Origin of the sequence: Clostridium celatum (assembly GCF_021412605.1) — a bacterium.
GTDB classification, from domain to species: domain Bacteria; phylum Bacillota; class Clostridia; order Clostridiales; family Clostridiaceae; genus Clostridium; species Clostridium celatum.
The window spans coordinates 1-20,601 of record NZ_JAJKGM010000005.1; the positions used below are offsets into that span (position 1 = coordinate 1).

The 20,601-nt window shown below is 27.7% G+C and carries 17 protein-coding genes and 1 riboswitch; of the genes, 14 read left to right on the plus strand and 3 right to left on the minus strand.

Annotated features, from left to right (window positions below):
* Window positions 1-384: 384 nt before the first annotated feature.
* From LPC13_RS03470 to LPC13_RS03480, 3 genes are all read left to right on the plus strand, one after another.
* Window positions 385-951, plus strand: a complete 567-nt coding sequence (locus tag LPC13_RS03470; protein ID WP_005210571.1) for a TetR/AcrR family transcriptional regulator C-terminal domain-containing protein — start codon at window positions 385-387, stop codon at window positions 949-951.
* A gap of 223 nt (window positions 952-1,174) precedes the next feature.
* On the plus strand, window positions 1,175-1,756 hold the full coding sequence (locus LPC13_RS03475) for a manganese efflux pump MntP (protein WP_005210570.1): 582 nt from the start codon (window positions 1,175-1,177) through the stop codon (window positions 1,754-1,756).
* 20 nt (window positions 1,757-1,776) lie between these two features.
* On the plus strand, window positions 1,777-3,186 hold the full coding sequence (locus LPC13_RS03480; RefSeq protein WP_051040648.1) for a radical SAM protein: 1,410 nt from the start codon (window positions 1,777-1,779) through the stop codon (window positions 3,184-3,186).
* A 118-nt stretch (window positions 3,187-3,304) separates the two neighbouring features.
* Here the strand turns inward: LPC13_RS03480 and LPC13_RS03485 are convergent, their stop codons facing one another.
* Window positions 3,305-4,984, minus strand: a complete 1,680-nt coding sequence (locus tag LPC13_RS03485) for a PTS transporter subunit EIIC (protein WP_234088593.1) — start codon at window positions 4,982-4,984, stop codon at window positions 3,305-3,307.
* 484 nt (window positions 4,985-5,468) lie between these two features.
* On the opposite strand from LPC13_RS03485, the gene LPC13_RS03490 reads away from it, so the two are divergent.
* Entirely contained in the window at window positions 5,469-5,648 is a 180-nt protein-coding gene (locus LPC13_RS03490; protein ID WP_005210566.1) for a hypothetical protein, read from the plus strand.
* Between the two features lie 537 nt (window positions 5,649-6,185).
* Window positions 6,186-6,878 carry a DNA/RNA nuclease SfsA gene (gene sfsA, locus LPC13_RS03495; protein WP_005210564.1) on the plus strand — a complete coding sequence of 231 codons (693 nt, stop codon included), beginning with the start codon at window positions 6,186-6,188 and terminating at the stop codon, window positions 6,876-6,878.
* 50 nt (window positions 6,879-6,928) lie between these two features.
* Here the strand turns inward: sfsA and LPC13_RS03500 are convergent, their stop codons facing one another.
* Window positions 6,929-7,273 carry a hypothetical protein gene (locus LPC13_RS03500; protein WP_005210563.1) on the minus strand — a complete coding sequence of 115 codons (345 nt, stop codon included), beginning with the start codon at window positions 7,271-7,273 and terminating at the stop codon, window positions 6,929-6,931.
* 2 nt (window positions 7,274-7,275) lie between these two features.
* Window positions 7,276-8,517, minus strand: coding sequence for a DUF1576 domain-containing protein (locus LPC13_RS03505; protein ID WP_005210561.1), 1,242 nt, complete (start codon window positions 8,515-8,517; stop codon window positions 7,276-7,278).
* A 379-nt stretch (window positions 8,518-8,896) separates the two neighbouring features.
* Between LPC13_RS03505 and LPC13_RS03510 the strand changes: the two genes are divergently transcribed.
* The 9 genes from LPC13_RS03510 to LPC13_RS03550 all read left to right on the plus strand — a co-directional run bounded on the left by LPC13_RS03510 (window position 8,897) and on the right by LPC13_RS03550 (window position 20,407).
* Window positions 8,897-9,571, plus strand: coding sequence for a beta/alpha barrel domain-containing protein (locus LPC13_RS03510; RefSeq protein WP_005210558.1), 675 nt, complete (start codon window positions 8,897-8,899; stop codon window positions 9,569-9,571).
* A 146-nt stretch (window positions 9,572-9,717) separates the two neighbouring features.
* Window positions 9,718-9,884: riboswitch (Lysine riboswitch) on the plus strand.
* A 111-nt stretch (window positions 9,885-9,995) separates the two neighbouring features.
* Complete coding sequence (lysA, locus tag LPC13_RS03515; protein ID WP_005210557.1) at window positions 9,996-11,288, plus strand: diaminopimelate decarboxylase; 1,293 nt, start codon at window positions 9,996-9,998, stop codon at window positions 11,286-11,288.
* A 500-nt stretch (window positions 11,289-11,788) separates the two neighbouring features.
* Window positions 11,789-12,010, plus strand: a complete 222-nt coding sequence (locus LPC13_RS03520) for a DUF3006 domain-containing protein (RefSeq protein ID WP_005210556.1) — start codon at window positions 11,789-11,791, stop codon at window positions 12,008-12,010.
* Entirely contained in the window at window positions 12,010-12,642 is a 633-nt protein-coding gene (lepB, locus tag LPC13_RS03525) for a signal peptidase I (RefSeq protein WP_005210555.1), read from the plus strand. Before LPC13_RS03520 ends, lepB begins: the two co-directional genes overlap by 1 nt.
* Window positions 12,643-12,711: 69 nt before the next feature.
* The gene (ftsH, locus tag LPC13_RS03530) at window positions 12,712-14,778 is read left to right on the plus strand and encodes an ATP-dependent zinc metalloprotease FtsH (protein WP_005210554.1); all 2,067 of its coding nucleotides are present in this window, start codon (window positions 12,712-12,714) and stop codon (window positions 14,776-14,778) included.
* A gap of 247 nt (window positions 14,779-15,025) precedes the next feature.
* Window positions 15,026-17,128 carry a HelD family protein gene (locus LPC13_RS03535; RefSeq protein ID WP_234088594.1) on the plus strand — a complete coding sequence of 701 codons (2,103 nt, stop codon included), beginning with the start codon at window positions 15,026-15,028 and terminating at the stop codon, window positions 17,126-17,128.
* A 379-nt stretch (window positions 17,129-17,507) separates the two neighbouring features.
* Complete coding sequence (locus LPC13_RS03540) at window positions 17,508-18,212, plus strand: GntR family transcriptional regulator (RefSeq protein ID WP_005210552.1); 705 nt, start codon at window positions 17,508-17,510, stop codon at window positions 18,210-18,212.
* Between the two features lie 374 nt (window positions 18,213-18,586).
* Window positions 18,587-18,892 carry a PTS sugar transporter subunit IIB gene (locus LPC13_RS03545; RefSeq protein ID WP_005210551.1) on the plus strand — a complete coding sequence of 102 codons (306 nt, stop codon included), beginning with the start codon at window positions 18,587-18,589 and terminating at the stop codon, window positions 18,890-18,892.
* Between the two features lie 192 nt (window positions 18,893-19,084).
* Window positions 19,085-20,407 carry a PTS sugar transporter subunit IIC gene (locus LPC13_RS03550; protein WP_005210550.1) on the plus strand — a complete coding sequence of 441 codons (1,323 nt, stop codon included), beginning with the start codon at window positions 19,085-19,087 and terminating at the stop codon, window positions 20,405-20,407.
* The last annotated feature ends 194 nt before the right edge of the window (window positions 20,408-20,601 follow it).

Genomic DNA, 20,601 nt, shown 5'->3' on the forward strand with positions numbered 1-20,601 from the left:
AAATTAATATATTTTAAATTATATTACATATTTGTATAAAATTAAAGACTACTGACACTTTGTCAGCAGTCTGAAAATACACATAATAATATTATGTGTATTTTTTATGCTATTAAAATTAAAGTAAATAATTATAACGGTATAATGTTTCAAGCAAAGCTTAATTTTTAGTATATAAAAAGGCATATAGACAATAAAAACTATTTAGATGAAAATATAAAGACAGATTTAATTATAATAGATATAGGGATAGCTATAGGAAGAATTAAATATTATTAATTTAAAAAATTCGAAAGATATGGTATAATATTTCCATAAAATGGGATAAATCTTAACGTTTATAAAAATTTTAGAGAGTTAGTATAAGATGGTTATAGGTGAATTATGAATAATAAAAAGGAAGATGTGCATTTAGCTTTAATTGAAAGCTTTAAAAAGTTAATACTTAAACAAAGTTTTGATAAGATAACAATAAAGATGATTACTGATGGTGCAGGTCTTATTAGACCAACTTTTTATAATCACTTTGCAGATAAATATGAGGTTTTAGAGGAAATATGCTATGAAGACTTATTTAAGGGGAGCGAGATGTTAATTGAAAATAGGATGCCTTATGAAGCTATTCAATATATGTTTTCTCGAATAGAAAATAACAAAGAGTTTTACGAGCAAGCTATTAAAGTTACTGGTCAAAATTCATTTGAAGAAATTATAAATAATAATTTAATACATATGTTTAAGGTATTATTAAAGCAATATGATAAGAATAGTAATTCACAAGAAAAATTTTCTGTAGATGATATAGCAGAATATTATTCAAGAGGTTTAACTTTTATAATAAAAAGATGGATAGAAGATGGAATAAATATATCAGCTAAGGATTTAACAAAAAAGTATGAAATTTTGGTAACTAACTCTTTAGATGATATTATCCATAATTTAATAAAATAATTAACCTTTTAATTATTTTATTAAATTCAGTAAGTAAGACAATTTTAATAAAAAGACTTTTTTATTGAAATATATAAAATTAATATACAATTTATATTATTTATATTTGGACGACTACAAAGTCGTCCTTTTGTTTATTTATAAATAACAGTTAAAAAGAATTATATATGTATTATTTTAGTCTATATTCTTATAATTAACTTATAAGGAGGGAAGAGGATGAATGAAATTGTGGGAAATAATTATAGTAGCAATTGGGTTAGCATTAGATGCATTTACTGTAGCAGTATGTAGAGGAGCTACACAAGGAAATTTAAAAAAAAGTAGCAGTATATTTGTTGGTATGATATTTGGTGCAATACAGACATTAATGTTAACGTTAGGAATGTTTATAGCCATATTCCCTATGCTAAAATCAGAAAACTTAAGAATAATATCTTTGAATCAATGGTTTTCAGCACTTATATTAATTTATTTAGGACTTAAATTTTTTAAGAATGCCTTTAAACAAGAGGAGGTATATGAAAGAAGAGAGGAGTTCTTTGGATATAAAACTAGTTTAGCATTAGCATTTGCAACGAGCATAGATGCATTAATTTTAGGAATAAGCCTCGGATTACTCCAAACCAATATAATAAGTACTATATTAATATTATTTATTGTAACTAGCATATTAGTTGCCTTGGGTTTATGGATGGGATACAGAATGGGAGATAAATATAAAAAACAAATAGATATTTGTGGTGGAATTATTTTATTAATTATAGGCATAAAAATAGTATTAAACTATTTTAATATTATATGAAAGGGAGAGTTAGTTATAGTATGTTAAGTGCAAAATATAAAATTCAACAATTTGCTTTAAAACAAGTTTTAGGATATTTAAAGAAGGATCCAGAAAAGAATCTAAAGAAAATAATCTCTTGGCTTAGAAAGTTTGATAGTGATAATTTATATGCAAATCAATATGATATGATAGATGGATTTTTAGATGATCCAGATAATAACTGGACTAAATTAATGACTAGAATAATAAATGAGGTTAATCCTAATATTGTTCAAACTGTATTTACTAACTTTTTATTAAATGCATCAATAAAAGGATGGGGAGAAATTGAAAAAAATAGAGAAAAATATGGTCATGATATTCCATTTACAATTCTAGTTGATCCAACAACCGCTTGTAATAAAAAGTGTATAGGATGTTGGGCAGCTGATTATAATAAGGCATTAAATTTAAGTTATGAGCAATTAGATAAATTATTTACTGAAGGAAAAGAATTAGGAATTTATTTTTACATTATGACTGGTGGAGAACCATTAGTTAGAAAAGCTGATATATTAAAATTAGCTAAAAAACATAATGATTGTGTATTTATGTTCTTTACAAATGGTACACTAATTGATCAAAAATTCTGTGAAGATTTAATAGATGTTGGTAACTTAGTTCCAACAATAAGCGTTGAAGGTTTTGATGATGCAACAGATGGAAGAAGAGGTGAAGGTTCATGGAAGGATATAATGAGAGCTATGGATCTTATGAAATCTAATAGAATACCATTTGGGTTCTCAACATGCTTTACAAATGCAAATTGTGATAGTGTATTATCAGAAGAATTTATTGATTTAATGATAGATAAGGGAGCATATTTCTCTTGGTACTTTACATTTATGCCAATAGGTTGTAAAACTGATACTTCATTAATGGCAAATCCAGATCAAAGAGAAAAATTATATAGAACTATAAGAGCTTGGCGTAATACAAAAGCTATATTTAATATGGATTTCTGGCATGATGCTGAATATGTTGGAGGATGTGTTGCTGGTGGTAGAAGATATTGTCATATAAATGCAAATGGAGATGTAGAGCCTTGTGTATTCTGTCATTATTCAAATGCCAATATTAAAGATGTTTCATTAATTGAAGCATTAGGTCAACCACTATTCTTAGAGTATCAAAAAAATCAACCATTTAATGAAAATCAATTTAGACCATGCCCAATATTAGATAATGCACCTAAGATTGCAGAAATGGTTAAAGCATCAGGAGCTAAATCTACTGAATATGTTGATCCGGAAAATGTAGATGATTTATGTAAGAAAACTATAAATTATGGATTAACCTGGGCTGAAAGGGCTGAACCTTTATGGAAAGAAAACTTAGAAAAGAAAAATAAAAAGAAAGAGGATAATAAAGTTAAAGAAGAAGAGAAAAAGGAATATGTTAAAAATTAATTTTACAGTATTCATTTATTAAAAGTATAAACAAAAAAGGCAAATAGTTATTACTATTTGCCTTTTAAGTCTAATAAAAATACGTTCTACTATTTTAAATACATTAAAGTAAAGTTAATTATTCACCAAGAATTTCATTGATTGCATTTTTATAACCATCAGCTTTTGCACCAAAGATTGCTTGGATTCCGTTACCAACTTCAACAACCCCAGCAGCACCAAGATTCTTTAATTCATCTTTGTTAACTTGAGCTTTATCTTTAACTTCAACTCTTAATCTTGTTATACAAGCATCAACAGATACTATATTTGATTCTCCACCTAAAGCAGCTAATACTAAAGGAGCTTTTTCTGCTATTTCACCTTTTCCAGCAGTTTTTGGAGCAGCTGCTGTAGTATCATTACCTTTACCTTTTTGGTAATCAGCTTTAGTGAATAACTTAGTTTCTTCGTTATCATCTTCTCTACCTGGAGTCTTTAAGTTAAGCTTAGTAATTAAGAAGTAGAATAAGAAGTAGTAAACTACAAAGTATACAATACCAACTAAAATAACTGTTAACCAGTTAGTCTTAACACCAGCTCCTGCAGGAAGTAATCCAAATAGAGCGTAGTCGATAACACCACCAGAGAATGTCATACCTATAAATACGTTGAATATACCCATTAACATATAAGCTAAACCAGCAAATACACAGTGAATTACATATAATAATGGAGCAACGAATAAGAATGTGAATTCTAATGGCTCAGTGATACCAGTTAAGAATGATGTTAATGCAGCTGTTGCTAATAAAGAACCAACAACTTTTCTCTTATTTGGTTTAGCAGCTTTGTACATAGCTAAAGCAGCACCAGGTAAACCGAACATCATTAGAGGGAATTTACCAGCCATAAATCTTGTAGTATTGCTAACTATTTCGCTCATTACTGCGCTAGAAGCACCAACTAAATCAGTCATGCTTGATAATTGAACAAAGTAAGCTGTATTAGCACCAGCAACAGTTTGAACAGATCCATTTACTAGAACATTTGCTTCAACAAATGATCCATACCAGAATGGAGTATAGAATACATGGTGTAATCCAAATGGGATTAACGCTCTTTCAATAAATCCATATAAGAAAGTACCAAAGGCACCAGCATTTTTAACAAATGTAGATAATAAGCTTATACCATCTTGAACAACTGGCCATGCAAATGCAAGTAATGCACCAACTAAAGCCATTGTAAGTGAAGTTATAATTGGAACAAATCTAGATCCTGAGAAGAAACCAATAACTGGTGGGAATTGGATAGTACAGAATCTATTGTGTAATAAAGCAGTAACGATACCAGTTATGATACCACCAAATACAGACATATTTAATGTGAATATACCTAAGTTAGTAGTTACATAAGTTCCATATTGTCCTACTGAATCTGGAGTAAGAACTCCTAATTGAGTAACACCTAAAGCTAAAAGTGTTGAAACAACTTGATTCATTACTATAAAACCGAATACTGAAGCTAGAGCAGCAGTTCCTTTGTCTTTTTTAGCTAAACCAACTGCAACACCAACAGCAAATAATAATGGCAAGTTACCAAATATTATATCACCTATATTTTTCATTACAGTTAAAACAGCTGTAACAAATGGGATGTTAACAAAAGTTATTAAAGGTTGATAAATAGCAGGTGGATTGTTTAATCCAGATATCCCTAGTAATGCACCACCAACACCTAGTAATATACCGGCAATTGGAAGAGCAGCAATTGGAAGCATTATTGCTTTACCGATTCTTTGTAAAAATTGCATCATTTTATAATTCCTCCTAAAATTAAAATAAATAAGAACCTGTTACTTTTCTAATTACTAAAATTAGCAACAAAAAAAGGCCCAAATATCTATAAATTATATAATTATCTCTTTGATATTATTTGAGAGTTAATAATAATTTATACATATTTAAGCCTTGCCTGCATTACCAGTAACACGCTAATTATTAAATTTATGAATTTATAATAGCATACGTTAATTTGGGTGTAAAGGTTTTTTAAAAATAATTTTTAAATTTATTTTTTTTAATTATGGTATATGATAATAAGAATGAAATTTTATAATTGTTAACATTTTAAGAACTATAGAATATAAATGTTGAGATTATTAGATAAATTTTATAGAATAGCTATAAGTTGACTAGAAGCTATTATTTTTTTGAGCAATATTAAATTATATATAAATTTTATAATTTTAATATTAAGTAAAATATATAGATTATATTAAATATTTAGGGGGAAGCCAAATGTCATTTATAGTAGTATATGCAATTTTAATATTAGCAGCATATTGTTCCTTCAAATTAGCTAAAGAAAAAGGACAGAATCATATTATATGGCCAATTTTAACTATACTTTTAGGGCCTAGTATATTTGTAGTGCAATATTTAGCAACTACACTTGGTAAAAAGTCAATAATTCAATAATTAAGGTTGAAATATACAAGTTTTATAGGAGATAATATCATTACTATTTAATGATGTTATCTATTTTTTTTATCATCTATAATAAAAGTTAAATAGTGTTTTGAGGTTAAGATATATTTATAAAGTATAGAAATAATGGGTATATTTAGTAATATAATTAACAAAAGCAAAATTAATAAGATGAAAGTTATCCACAAAATGTGGATAACTTTAAAAAAGTGTTGAAAACTTTTACTAATATATTGACACAATATATTAGGGTACTACAATTATATACAACAATATAGGGGGTATTGTAGAAAAAAAACATAAAATGTTATGTAAATATTTGACTTGAAAAACTTGTCGATAAAGTTATCAACAGAATTAACATATCTGTGGACAAAATCTGTGGATAACATGAAAATATGATGCTTATTTTAATAAAAATTATAAATAAATAAATTTAAACTGTGGATAACTATTCTTAATTAATATTAAAATATAAGAAAAAAGTAATAAAAAATAATAAAATGTAAAATTTTAGGAGGAAATGTTTTGAGGTATAATAAAAATATATTTAAAGCTGAATTTATAAATAGACCTAATAGATTTCATGCAAATGTAAAATTAGGTGAAGAGGAGATAAAAGTACACGTTCCAAATACAGGAAGATGTAAAGAGTTACTTATACCAGGATGTACTGTGTTTTTAAGAGAGGAAAATAACCCGACTAGGAAAACCCCCTATGATTTAATGGCAGTTTATAAGGGTGAAAAATTAATTAGTATAGATTCACACATACCTAATAAGGTTGTAGATGAAGCATTAAAAAACAAAAAAATAAAAGGTCTTGAAAAATATACAAACATATTGAGAGAAAAAACTTTTGGAAAGAGTAGATTTGATTTTAAGATATCTTCAGATAGCGGAGAAGAATATTTTTTAGAAGTTAAAGGAGTTACTTTAGAGGAAAATGGTTATGCACGTTTTCCTGATGCACCAACAGAAAGAGGGGCTAGACATCTATTAGAATTAGTTGAAGCAAAGAAACAGGGATATGGGGCAGGAGCAATATTCTTAATACAACTAAAGGAAGTAAGTAAGTTTTCACCTAATGATGCTGGAGATAAAGAATTTGGAGAAGCACTAAGATATGCAAAAGCAAATGGAGTAGATATATTTGCTTATAATTGTATAGTTACAGAAGAGTCAATAGAAATTAATGAGCCGGTAGAAATAATATTATAGTAAGAAGTTATGAGTTAGCATTTATTAAAAATAACTAACTCATAACTTTTTTAGTTTTCTTCTCTAACAAGGCGTATAGTTAGAATATTATCTATATAAGTAACCTTAGCTTTGTTTATCATCATACCAACAAGGGATAATTCAGAGTCAAACTCACATTCGCCACCAAGGTTCCAATAATATTGTTCAACTTCATGTTGCCTTGGAATACTTAATATAGAATTTAAGTTATCTAATTCTTTTTGAGAAATAGACTCTACTTCACCAGAAATAGTAAAGTATGAAGTGTTTCCATCACTACTTAAATCAATATGAACATTTGAGTTTCCAAGAGTGTGAAAATAAGTTATTAACTCATTAACAATTTTAAGGTTTTTTTCTGTTTTAAATTTCATAATTAAATCTCCTTTTTAAAGGTAGTTATTAATGGAAGGAGTATCATGGCAACTAAACCACCAGCTAAACCATTATTATAAAGATTTAGCCCACCGTGAAGATAGCCTGTATTTGCAACTATATTAACATGCATTAATCCAGCCACAATGCCTATTTTCCAACCAAATTTACCTGATATAGGAGCAAGTGTTGTAGAAAATAATATAGATAAAATTATAGGTGGATAATTTAATCCGTTAACATTAAATATTGCTGCTATAGTAGATCCTATAATTAATGGGATAGTATTTTTGATATTTTTACCAAATGCTCCAAAACCAATTATAGTAAATATACCACAAATAGTAGCACCATTTAAATCACTTCCTATAAATAATACAAATAATGATGACAAAATTCCAAGTATACCCATATTTATATAAGTTGTAGGTCCTGATAGTAAATAAAAATCACTTATAAGTCTACCGGTTTGATTTGTTATAAGCTTTAAATTTTTCTTTGAATTATTGCCCAGCAATAAACCAGATATAATTAAATAAATACAACAGAACAATATTATTAAGAAAAGTAATTTATTACTTCCAGTATGCCATATTAATCTACTATCAAAATTTATTCCAAAACCTCTTAAAATAGACATTAATAAAGTACCAAGCAATCCACTAGCAAATCCAATGTTATATAAGTTATAACCATTATGGGCTTTAACACTATGAGAAGCAATTGGAGGTAAGATAAAGCCTACTAATATTCCAACAGATATACCAAGTAATATAGAGAGAAAAGAATGACTATCGTTTGCAAAACTTAATTGGCTTACTATTGGAGAAAGGCAAGTACCTAATAGGGCAACAAGGGTATAATTAAGAAAAGGTTCTCTTTGGTATTTTGAGAATAAGTATATACCAAATATAATAGGCCAAATATTAAAGATATTTTTACCTAAAAATGAGAAGCCAGTCATAAGCCATAACGCCATTATAGTTGATCCATTTGGTTTTATTCCTATTAATATTAAAAGTAATATTGAAAGTATACTAGTTAATGAAGCATTAACTAAAGCTGCACCAATACCACCTACTTCCATATAATCAGTTATTAAAATATCAGAAGAAAGTACTATTGATTTTAGTCCATAAAATATTTCTTTTGGGCTATCAATAATAAAGGCAAAAATAATTAAACAACTATATAGCCCCAAAAGAATAACATATGGAGAATAAAAGTTTTTTATTTGTTTCATATATACATACACCTCAAATATATATTAACAAAAAAAACACTGAAAATAATGTGATATATATCATTTTTATGAAATATTTTTCAAATATTTTTTCTAAAAGATGATATTAATGGCAGCAATATCATTATAATAAAGTATTTTGTTAATCCATTATTACAAAGGTATAGGATATAATTTTAAATTTTCAATATAAATACCTTATAAGGAAAAAATATTTAAATGTAATTTACAATATTTTTTTTATATGAAAATAATTAGATGATAATATGTTAAAAAAGGTGTATTTAATGTAAAATTTAAATGTATTTAGGGTTAAATTCTTTTAATATTTCGACAAAATAGTATAATAGTACATATAAAAATAATAGGGGTGTTTCAAATGGAAAAAAGAAAACATAAGCAAGTGCCTGAAATCAAAGGACTTTTAAGACGCCATGTAGTTGAAGTGCCACCATGCATAAGAGATTGTTCAGGCATAAAAATATTTGGAAAAAGAATAAAATCGTTATTATTTACAACTGATGTTGCAATAATAAGGAATACAAATGCAGATGCAATTATAGCAGTTTATCCATTTACTCCACAACCGTTGATAACAGCAGCTTTAGTAATGGCTGCAGATGTGCCAGTTTTTTGTGGTGTAGGTGGAGGAATAACTCAAGGTAAAAGAGTAGTGAATTTAGCATTAGATGCAGAATTTAAAGGTGCCATGGGAGTAGTTGTTAATTCTCCAACTTCAAATGAAGTTGTTAGTAGAATTAAGGAAACAATTGATATTCCAATAATAGTTACAGTTGTTTCAATTCATGAGGATATAAAAGCTAGAATAGAAGCAGGAGCAACTATTTTAAATGTTTCTGGTGGAAAAAATACACCTGAAATAGTGGCTAAAATAAGATCTGAGTTTCCAGATTTTCCTGTTATAGCAACAGGAGGCCCAGATGAACAAACTATAAGAAAGACAATAGAAGCAGGGGCAAATGCAATAACTTATACTCCTCCATCAAACGGAGATACAATGAGTAACTTAATGGATAAATATAGACAATTTTAAAAATATTGTTTAATTAGTAAAAATAATGTGGTATTATTATTGTAAAAGACTGCATATAATATATTCTGAGTGAAACATCTTCTTTTTAGAATGAAAAAATAAGTTTTATTATCTAGATTGAAGTTTAGAATTTTATTTAATAGAATACCTATGTTAGAGGTGCTATTTATAAATAGTAATAAATTGTAGCTGGCAAGTGATGATAATTTATGAAAGGTATAATAGCCGAAGGAGTAATTTATGCAAAGGATTATTTCTGGGTATGCATAAAATATATGCATAACTGTCACGTAAGTGGAGGGCTACAAGGTGCGATAATAAGATGAAAATTATTTTTATTATAAGAAATAATAAATTGCATTATAAAGTAAAAACTACCACTATAGGACATCTATAGTGGATTTTTTGTTTGGAGGGTTATACAATGAAGTTATTTGGGGCAATGGAAATTAAAGAAAATGAATTATATATTGGAGGGGTCAGTTCTACTAATTTAGTTAGTGAATTTGGGTCGCCATTATATGTAATGGATGAGGAACTTTTAATAAACACTTGTAAAAGTTATTATAAAAATTTTAAATGTAAAGAAAATAATAATAGAGTGGCTTATGCAGGAAAGGCATTTTTAACAATGGCTATGTGTAAGCTTATAAATGAGCAAGGACTTTACTTGGATGTAGTTTCGGGGGGAGAGTTATATACGGCCTATAAATCAGGATTTCCTTTAGAAAAGGTGTATTTCCATGGAAATAATAAGACTTATGATGAAATTGAATTAGGTGTTAAGTTAGGCGTAGGTAGATTTATAGTAGACAATATTGAAGAAATGACTATATTAAATGAAATAGCAACTAAATATAATAAAAAACAGGATATTTATTTAAGATTAACTCCAGGTATTGAAGCTCATACACATGATTATATTAAAACAGGTCAAATAGATTCAAAATTCGGGTTTGCACCAGTTGGAAATACAATAATGAATGCTGTTAAATACGCATTAGATTATGAAAATTTAAATTTAAAAGGATTGCATTGTCATATAGGTTCGCAGATTTTTGATATAGCACCATTTGAAGATGCAGCAGAAATTATGTTAGGCTTTATAAATGATATTAAGAAAGAAACAGGACATATAATATCAGAGTTAGATCTAGGTGGAGGATTTGGTATACATTATACTAATGAAGATAAACCAAGAGAAACAAGAGAATATTGCGAAGCTATTTTAAATAGGGTAGATAAAGTTTGTGAAAAATTAGGATTAGAAAGACCAATCTTAACTATTGAGCCAGGTAGATCAATAGTAGGAAATGCAGGAACAACACTATATACTATTGGAGCAATAAAAGAAATAGAAGGAGTAAGAACTTATATTTCTGTTGATGGAGGAATGACTGATAATATAAGACCTGCATTATATGGGGCAAAATATGATATGACTATAGCTAATAAAGTTAATTATAAAAAGGATAATATGGTTACAGTTGCTGGTAAGTGTTGCGAATCAGGCGATATATTTGTAAAAGATATAAATCTTCAAGAAACTAAAAGAGGAGATGTGCTTGCCGTGTTTACAACAGGGGCATATGGATTCTCTATGGCAAGCAACTATAATAAAAATCCAAGGGCAGCTGTTGTTTTCGTAAAAGATGGAATAGCTCGTTTAGTATCAAAAAGACAAAGCTACGAGGATCTTTTATCCTTAGAAGTATAATAAAGTGTAATTACAAAAGGATTTATCTAAACAGCTAATCCTTTAAAATATATCGTATATTTTATGAAAAATAAATTATACAAGCAGATATTATAAAAGCACACAGTAAGAATACTTAATCTTACTGTGTGCTTTTGTTTTAAAGACCTCAAGATTAATCGGCAAATTATAGTTTTTAATACTTTTAACTTCATAACTAGAATTTATGATTTAATGATTTTTCTATAAAATACAATTAAAGAAAATAGTTAAATTTTTATTAATTGTATCTTATAGCATTACATATTTATGAATTTTTTAGTATATTTAGATATTATAATATATATCAGAAAATATTAATTTTTTAGAGATTGCAGATATAATATTTTAGATTGTAACTGTTTTGACATATTTGTGGGATATAATTTTTCTAATACTATTACGAATTCAATAAATGTGGTATACTTTAATATAAAGCAAATTGGAAAAGAGGTGAAGGCAGCTTATATCTGCAGTTAAGCATGAAAAATAATATGTTTATTATTGATAGATTAGAAAATAACTCAGTAGTTTTAGAAGATGATTGTGGAAATATTTTAACAATAGATAAAAGCTTAATTGAGGGTGAAATAAAAGAAGGAAATATCGTAATAAAAGAAAGTGGCTTATTTAATGTAGATATAAAAGCAACCATAGATAGAAAAAATAAAATTAATGCTTTAATGAAAGGTATGTGGGAATAGTGAGTAATGGTGAAGAAAACAATATACAAGATGTAGATATGTATAGTGGTTTAATAAATGAAAAAGATGAATTGAATAATGAAATAAATGGCAATAATACTAAGGGAGACAAAAAAACTAAGGTTGAAAAATCAAATTTTTTCTTTGATTGGATTGTACCAATAGTAATAGCCGTAATTTTAGCTACGTTAATAAATAAATACGTTATATTTAAGGTTAAAATACCATCAGAATCAATGGTACCAACTTTAAATGTAGGTGATAGATTATTTGTTACTAGAGTATATAATCCAGAAAAACTTAAACGTGGTGATGTGGTAGTATTCGATTCAGAAGAATTAAATGAAAGAATGATAAAAAGATTAATAGGTTTACCAGGGGATACTGTTATTATTAGAAATGGTGTTGTTCAGGTAAATGGAGAAACTTTACAAGAAGATTATATAGGAACACCAGATAATTATAATGGAGAGTTCCAAGTACCAGAAGGAAAGTATTTCTTCTTAGGAGACAATAGATTTTGGTCTTTAGACTCAAGATATTGGGAAAATCCATATATAGATGGAAGTGACATAACTGGTAAAGCTCAAATAAAGGTTTATCCATTAAAAGATTTTGGAAAAATAGAGTAGGATGAAGTAGAGTAATATAAAATACAAATGATATTAAATTTATATCTATAATATAGGAGAATTTAAAGAATGAATAATAACGAACCTAATAAAAAAAATGGAGAAAAGAAAAAGAATAATAATAATAAATTTTTAATTATTTATGCTATTATTGCTTTCTTATTCTTATACTCATTTTCTACAGCAAAAGAAATGTTAACTACAAAAGAAGTTTCTTATAATGAATTTGTTCAAATGGTAGAAAATAAAGAAATAAAACAAGTTACTGTAGATGGGACTTCTCTTGTTATAACACCTCAAGATACAAGTGAAATGAAAGGTAAAATTTTATATACTGGTATTGCAGATGACCCTGATTTAGTTAAACTTTTAATAGATAATAATGTTGATTATTATCCAGAAATTAAAAGACAACAATCAGTGTTCATGGATTTTATCGTAATAAATGTATTACCACTAGTTTTAATGTTTTTCTTAGTTAGATTTATTTTTGGTAAGATGGCTAAGAAAATGGGTGGTGGCCCAATGGGAATGGGCATGGGAAAAAGTAACGCTAAAGTATATGTGGAAAAAGATATAAAGGTAAGCTTTGAAGATGTTGCAGGTCAAGATGAAGCTAAGGAATCTTTAACTGAAATTATTGATTTCTTACATAATCCAAAGAGATATACAGAAATTGGAGCTAAATTACCAAAAGGGGCACTTTTAGTTGGGCCTCCAGGTACAGGTAAGACTCTTATTGCAAAAGCTGTTGCTGGAGAAGCAAAAGTACCATTTTTATCAGTATCAGGATCAACATTCGTAGAAATGTTTGTTGGTATGGGAGCTGCTAAGGTTAGAGATTTATTTAAAGAAGCAGAAAAAATGGCTCCATGTATCATATTTATAGATGAAATTGATTCTATAGGTAAGAGCAGAGATAACCAAATGCAAAGTAATGATGAAAGAGAACAAACTCTAAATCAGTTATTAACTGAAATGGATGGTTTTGATACATCTAAGGGAATAGTTATTTTAGGTGCTACAAATAGACCTGAAATATTAGATAAAGCACTTTTAAGACCAGGTAGATTTGATAGAAGAGTTATTGTTGATAGACCTGACTTAAGAGGAAGAATTGCTATATTAAATGTTCACGCTAAAGACGTTAAGATGGGTGAGGATGTTAATTTAGAATCAATTGCAAAGGGAACTCCAGGTGCAGTAGGAGCAGACCTTGCTAATATAATAAATGAAGCAGCACTTAGAGCTGTTAGAAGCGGAAGAGATACAGTTATTCAAGAAGATTTAGAAGAAGCTGTAGAAGTAATAATTGCTGGTAAAGAAAAGAAAGATAGAATTCTTTCTAAGAAGGAAAGAGAAATTGTTGCTTTCCACGAAGTTGGTCATGCGCTTGTTGCTGGTCTTTTAGAAGGAACTGATCCAGTTCATAAGATTACTATTGTTCCTAGAACAATGGGAGCATTAGGATATACTATGCAACTTCCAGAAGAAGAAAAATATCTTGTTTCTAAGGAAGAACTTATGAATCAAATTACAGTTATGCTTGGAGGAAGAGCAGCAGAAGAGGAAGTATTTAATATTGTAACTACAGGTGCTTCAAATGATATTGAAAGATCAACTCAAACTGCAAGAAATATGGTTACTATCTATGGTATGACTGATAATTTTGATATGATGGCACTTGAATCAGTTCAAAATAGATACTTAGATGGTAGAGCTGTTAGAAACTGTAGTGAAGAAACTTCAACACTAATAGATAAAGAGGTTTTATCTATAGTAAGAGAATGTCATGAAAGAGCAAGAACTATATTAAGAGAAAATAGAGATTTATTAGATGCTATATCAGCATATCTTTTAGAAAAGGAAACTATATTTGGTGATGATTTCTTAAGATTCATTTATGAAAAGTATCCTGAACTTAAAGAAAAAAGGGAAGCTGAAAAAAGAAGTAGAGATCTTGATTTAAATAAAGACTCTGAAATAGTTGCAGATATGGAAGAAGCTGAAGAAATTATTGAAGCTATAGAAAAAGAAGAAGAAACTATCATTAGAGAATCTTCTTCAGATGAAATATTAGATATGAATAAGAGTGAAACTGAAAGTAAAGAAGAGAAAGATAATTTTAATTTATAATTAGGTTTTAAAATTAATCATATTGGACATGATTTAATATTATGATATAAGATATAACAAGGATTTAAGTTATAGAAAAATAATTAATGGGGCTGTTGCAAAATGCACAGCCCTTATGTCAGTTAGTAGTTAGGAATGATAGTTTAATAGTAATTAAGATATCTATACGATATGTGTAAGTTATAATGTATAATTTTAAATTACTAGATAAAAGCTACTAACTACTAATTATGTAAAGCGGGAGGATATGCTTTTGGAAAAGTTTGAATTTTTACAAGAAGAACAAAATTTAGATCATACATTAAAGGTATTAAATGAAGAGATATTAAATTACATACAAAAAAGAAAAGATGTAGTAGACTACATACTTGAATATAGAAAGAAATTTATTGAAGAATATAGAGATGATGAAGATAAAGTAATGGAATATTTTGACCATGAAAGATATGTCAAAGAAGAAATGTATAGAACTATAGATAAAAAGTTAGCGGAATTTACTAAACTTAAAGAAGTGCCTTACTTTGGAAAAGTTAACTTTGAGGATGATGGATATCAAGAACAAATATATGTTGGTAGATATGGATTAACTAAAGAAGGATCTTTTGAACAAGTAATAGTAGATTGGAGAGCTCCAGTTGCATCATTATTTTATAAGGGAACTTTAGGTGAAAGTAGTTATAAATCTCCAGAAGGAGAAATGCCAGTTGATATATTAGCAAGAAGACAGCTTATAGTTAAAAAAGGTAAACTAGAGGGGTTCTTTGATTCTGATGTTGATGTTAAAGATGATATTCTTCAAATGGTTTTATCATCAAATGCAGGTGAAAAGCTTAAAGATATAGTAATGACTATACAAAAAGAGCAAGATGAAATAATAAGAGAAGAAAGAATGAAGGTTGTAGTTGTTAATGGAGTTGCAGGATCAGGAAAAACTACAATAGCCTTACATAGGGTTGCATATCTTTTATATAACTTTAGAGAACAACTTGGTGATAAGATATTAATATTAGGACCTAATGATATATTTATAGATTATATTGCTGATGTATTACCTACATTAGGTGAAAGTAATGTAAATCAACAAACATTTGCTCATTTTGCAATGAATGAAATAGGATTAAATGAACCAGTAGTAGATTTTACTGCTTATTTAGAGCAAGTTTTAAAGGGAAATCAAGAAATAATTGATGAAATAAGATATAAAGCTGGAGAAGAGTTTATTAAAGTATTAGATGAAAAGTGTGAAGAGCTTGAACAAAATTACTTTAAACTTGAATCTGTTAAATTCTTTGATGAAGAGGTAGTTTCATTAGAAGAAATAAATGAATTATTTGAAAAGCATTATAAATACATGCCTTTATTTAGAAGAAGCCAAAAGGTTAAGAGAGTTCTTATTTCTAAGCTTAAAGATAAAAGAGATGAACTTGTAAGAAACTTAAATGCAGAGGTAAAAGAAAAGTTAGCTAATCTTTCAGAAGAAGAACTATTAATTGAACAAAATAATATAGAATTCCAAAGAAGAATTAGAGTTAGAGAAATAATAAGAGAGCTTATGGAACAAAAGAAGGTTCTTGAAGCTTGGATTGATAATGAAGATATAGTAAGTATTTATAAAAACTTTACTAATACAGAAAATCTATCATACTTAGATTTACCAGCAATTCTTTACTTAATGATTAAGCTTGATGGTAAAAAGACTAAGCAAGAAATTAAACATATTGTAATTGACGAAGCACAAGATTATAGTATGCTTAAATTTATAGTTTTAAAGGAATTAACAGGCTGTAGAAGTTATACTATAGTTGGAGATGCAAATCAAAGATTAATAAAGGTTGAAGAAGAACCTGCAATGCTTAAATTGAAATCTTTATTCGGTGGTTTTGTAAAAAATTATGCTTTAAATAAGAGTTATAGATCAACATTCCAAATCATGGAGTATGCAAGTAAGTTATTAAATGAAAATGCAATAGTTCCATTTGTAAGAAAAGGAACTCATGATGTTGAAGAGATTGATATAAATAATGAAGATGATTTAATTGATACTATATTAGAATCTTTAGAAGAGTATGATGATGAAAAGTATGAAAATATAGCAATTATAACTAAGGATAAAGAAGATCTTAAAAAGATAGCACCAGAGCTTAAAAAGTTTACTAAGCTTTTAGCATTTGATAGAGAAGATATTATTTATAGAGGTGGAAAAGTTATAGTTCCATCATATTATGCTAAGGGATTAGAATTTGATGGAGTTATAATAGTTAACTTTGATGATAATACTGATGATTTAGTTAAATATATAATGGCAACAAGAGCATTACATCAACTAAAAATTATTAATTTTAAGAAATAAGCTTTAGCATAATTTTAATAATATTAAATGATTATTTAAAACTAGAGTTGCATTTAGCTAAAGTGAGAAAAATTCTAGCAATATTATAATTGCTAGAATTTTTATTATTATACAATAAAGCAATACTTAGCAGTAAAAGGATAAATTTAACTATTAAAAATTATATATAATGACTACAAATGTATAGACATTTGTGTTATATTTATAGTAAATGTATACATATCAGATGGATTAGTAGATAATAATTTTATTAAATAATGAACTATTTTATTTATATTTAAGTTTTTTAAAATTTTACTACTATATTAAAAATTTATTTAGAGTTAAATAGATATGATATAAATCAGGTAGATTATTAGGGGAATGAGGTGATTTAAAGATGAAGGAACCGATTTATATAAAAATTGAAAAATATCTAAAGGAGTTAATAGATTCAGGGAAGATAAAACCAGGAGAACTTTTACCTTCTGAAAATCAATTAACTGAAGAATTTAATGTGACTAGAATGACAGTAAGATCGGCTTTTAACAATTTAGTTAAAGAAGGATATATTACAAGAAAAAGGGGTATTGGAAGCATTGTATTAGGAAATAGAATTTCTGATAATATTGGTGCTGTTGAAAGTTATACAAATGAAATGTCTAATAAGGGATATGAAATAACAACTAAGCTTGTTAGTTTTGGAATAATTGAAGCAGATCACTATATAAAAGATAAGCTAGGATTAGAGTTAAGTGAAAACGTGTGGGAAGTTAAAAGAGTAAGATATGCAGAGAAAGAGCCTGTATCTTATATGATAACTTATATGCCAGTAAAAATGTTTCCAAATTTAAAGAGAGATAATTGTAATTCTTTATATAAATATATAAATGAATGTGGATTTAAAATATCTACAGCACAGCGTGTAGTTGAAGCTGTAATTGCTAATGAAGAGTTAATGGAATTACTAGAATTAGAATATGAAGCTCCAATTCTTCATATAGAACAAGTTGGTATTTTAACAACTGGAGAGGCATTTGAATATTCACACACATATCATTATGGATATAAGTTAACATTAAATGCAGTAGCAGAAAATTATTAAAATTTAAAATAAACCAACTACTAATATTAAAGCCAGAAAATGATAATCATCTTTCTGGCTTTTTTACTTGTAAATAATTAAATGTTTAAAGGTAATTAATTTGCATAAGACTAATAAAGATGAGAAAAATGAAAGTAAAAGATTAGTATTAAATACTGATAAAGTGTGTAATTTCTATATATTTAATTAGGTATTTAAATATACATTTTGCTCTATATAATACTGAGAGTTTTAGAGTGAAAAAAGAATTTAATGAAAATGTTTAAATTTTTTTTAAAAAACTACTTGAAATGTCTATACAATTGATATACTTATGTATACATAAGCTAGGAAAACGAATACACAAGTTAAATAAATGTTTGGAGGTATAAATTATGATAAAAATTATGTTAGCTTGCTCAGCAGGTATGTCAACAAGTTTATTAGTTACAAAAATGCAGGATGCTGCAAAAGAAAAAGGAATAGAAGCTGAAATTTGGGCTATTTCAGAAGTGAATTTAGCAAATGAAATTGACAAATGTGATGTTTTATTATTAGGACCACAAGTTAGATATGTACTTAATAAAGCTAAGACTTTAGCAGAACCACACGGAATTTCAGTAGAAGTTATAAACATGATACATTATGGAATATGTGATGGAAAGGCAGTTTTAGATAGAGCATTAGAATTAAAAGCTTAATATTTTAGAATAATTTAATGGGTAGAAATTAAGTTGAGATATTAGAATAATAACTAAGAGTTAAGAAGTGCTTTTATTTTAGAAAGTTTATTAAATGTATAGACATTCTTAACTCTTAGTAAAGCAAAAATGTATAGATTAAAAAATAAATATCAATTAAATGATTATTTAACATAATAGGGGGAAGATACAATGGAAAAGTTTATGGCTTTTATGGATAAATACATCTCTCCATATGCAGCAAAGTTAGGAGCTCAAAGACACTTAGTTGCTGTAAGGGATGCTTTCGTCGCAATGATACCGTTAACAATAATAGGTTCATTAGCAACACTTATAAACAACGCACCAATTAAGGCGCTTAACAGTTTTTTAGCAGAAAATACTTTTGGACAAAAAATTAAAGAATTAAATGGTGATATATGGTTTGGGACACTGGCTATTATGACATTACTTTTAGTAATAGGTGTTTCATACAATCTTGCTAAATCTTATGAAGAAAATGGTCTTCAAGCATCAATGATAGCAACATCAATATTTGTTCTTTTAATTCCACAAGTTGCAAGTATTGCAGTTGAAGGAGCTTCGAACGTTGAAGCTTGGGGACTAATAGGAGTTGCATATTTAGGAACAGGTGCATTGTTTACAGCTATTATAATTGGGATTTTATCAACAGAAGTATTCATAAGATTAGGTAAGGTAAAACAATTAGTAGTTAAAATGACAGAAGGTGTTCCACCAGCAGTTTCAAGATCATTTGCAAAATTACTTCCAGGTATGTTAACAGTAGTTATATTTGCAATAGCCGGTTTATTAATAAGAGTAGTAGCAGATGGACAATTCTTAACAGATTTAATAAACAAATACTTAGGAATTCCATTAAGTAATATAACAGATACATTACCATCAGCTATATTAATAGCATTCTTTATTCATGGATTATGGTTTGTTGGCTTACATGGTGCAAATATTGCATTACCTTTCACAGGGACAATGTTTACTAACTTAGGAGCACAAAATGCAGAAATGATTCAAAATGGGGCTCCATTAGATCAATTACATGTATTAGCAGGGCCATTCTTTGATGCTTTCATATTTATGGGAGGATCAGGAGTAATAATTGGATTATTAATTGCTATAGCAATTGCAGGTAAGAGAAGAAGAGATATGCTTGCATTAGGATTAGCACCATCAATATTCAATATTAGTGAACCAGTAATATTTGGATTACCAATCGTATTAAATCCTATATTCGGAATACCGTTTGTAATAGCACCAATTGTTACAACTATAATATCATATTTATCAATTTCACTTGGATTAGTTCATCCAGTAATAATGGCAAATATGCCTTGGACTACACCTCCAATACTTGGTGGATTCATGGCAACAGGACATTGGTCAGGAGCAGCTTTATGTATAGTTAATATAGCAGTTTCAATATTAATATACTTACCATTCGTAGTTATGGCAGAAAAAATGGATGCTAAAAAAATGGGAATAGATCAAGCAGCTTAATTAACATAAAAAATAAATATAGGAGTTTGGAGTTAATGGAAAAATAGGGTCTACACAAATGTTGACCTTATCCCAAACTCAAAACTCCTAACATTTTATATTTTGTTTTATATTCATTTATAAAGTGAGTAAAAATCAGCATATAAAATGCTATCTTAAATAAGATTATAAAAATAAATACTATTAAAATAAAG